Consider the following 1,151-nt stretch of genomic DNA (forward strand, 5'->3'; position numbering starts at 1 on the left):
GCAAGGGCGCAACCCTGGCCGACACGTTCAGTATCGAGCAGGCGACGGTTGACCGCACGGGCACGGGTCTGCAGTTCGTCGAGGTTGGGAAGCCGACGTAGGCAGCCCAGGTCGCCCGGGTCGTTGACGACGGTTTCGATTCGCAGCGCCCGCCCGTCCTTGAGGTACTGCTTGATCCGCGAGTGCCGGTAGAAGGCGTTGACATTGACCTCGGTGCCGTAGGTGACGATCTTGGTCTTGAACTGCCCGGCCGCCGGACGTCCCCGCCGCTGGCCCCGCTTGAAGATAAGCTCGATGACCTCCGGGCGGCCGATGTCGAGATTGTCTGCGACGAGGGCCTCGAAGAATCCGCGAGCATGCCGGGGCGCATCGAACACCATCGTGCGCGAGACCTCGACCTGCCGCATCGACAGCTGCCACCAGTAGCCCGCCGCACGGTCGGCACCGGTGAGCGGCAGCGGCAGGATCGACCACCACCGTTCGGCGAACACCCCAATCGTGCCGGGCTCGAGACGGTCGCAGATCGCCTGTAGTGCAGTGGGGTCGGTGCAGGAGGCGAACCCGTTGGACAGTTCGGTGAAGCCGATCCCGGCCTTGGCCGCCTGCCGTTTGGCCCACTCGTGCCCGTTGACCCAGATCTTGGCCGGATACGGGAAGTAGGCGCAGACCTTGACGAACGCCGGCCCGAAGTCGTCGTCCCAGAGGTAGAAGTAGTAGCAGGTCACTCGCCGGTCGGTCTTGGTGAAGGAGAACCACACCCCCGTGGTCCGCCCGGTGCGTTTGGTCGCGGTGAACACCGGGGCGAACTCCTGTGCGACCCCGATCGCGGCTACCCCCGGCCGACCGGTCTTCGCCTGCCTGCTCAGGTACGGCCCCATCACGTCGATCTTGCGGTCGTGCTTGCCGAACCCCACCACCGGGATGTGGTTGTCGTCGGCGAAACGACGCACCGCCCGGCGGAATGCCGTGCCGATCCTCTCCAGGATCGCCGGCGACGGGATCGGGTAACCCAGGTGTGCGGTCATGAACGACACCACCTGCCCACCGACCTGCAGATTCGGCACATAGGCGTTCAGGTAGATCCGGTCCAGACACTCAACGTCGAGCATCACATGCCCGTCGAGCAGATCATTCACCGTTGTCAGTGCAGC

1 protein-coding gene is annotated in these 1,151 nt (G+C 65.6%); it reads right to left on the reverse strand.

Annotation, left to right across the window (positions count from 1 at the left end; all coding sequences use genetic code 11):
- Positions 1–1,136 (reverse strand): hypothetical protein (locus ACFWAY_RS53885; protein ID WP_378516555.1); only part of this gene is annotated, 1,136 nt, incomplete at its 3' end.
- Between the last annotated feature and the right edge of the window lie 15 nt (positions 1,137–1,151).

This window comes from Rhodococcus sp. NPDC059968 (genome assembly GCF_042738615.1).
Lineage (GTDB): Bacteria > Actinomycetota > Actinomycetes > Mycobacteriales > Mycobacteriaceae > Rhodococcus_F.